The organism is Rhodoferax ferrireducens (assembly GCF_003347515.1).
Classification (GTDB): domain Bacteria; phylum Pseudomonadota; class Gammaproteobacteria; order Burkholderiales; family Burkholderiaceae_C; genus Rhodoferax.
This window is the reverse complement of record NZ_QEII01000169.1, coordinates 1-259: the sequence shown is the minus strand read 5'-3', so window position 1 is coordinate 259 and position 259 is coordinate 1. Positions and strand designations below refer to the sequence as shown.

At 56.0% G+C, this 259-nt stretch carries 1 pseudogene; it reads right to left on the bottom strand.

Annotated elements, in window-relative coordinates:
- Positions 1-259 (bottom strand): annotated as a pseudogene (locus C5P05_RS01085) (IS3 family transposase); the annotation flags it as partial.

Here is a 259-nt window from a genome sequence, read left to right as displayed (position 1 = left end):
TGTCAATGACCTGAATGAACTGCTCAATGGTTGTAGCCTGCCAGTCCCGAGGATAGAACAGCTCCGTTTTTAGCCGTCCAAAGAAGCCTTCACAGGCTGCGTTATCTGGAGAGCATCCTTTGCGCGACATCGAGCGAATCAGCTTCGCATCGCGTATCCGAGTGAGCCACCCAGGCCAGCGATAGTGGGCACCGCGGTCAGAGTGAACGACGGGGCGGTCATCGCTTTTGGCCACTCTTTCGATGGCCGCATCCAACAT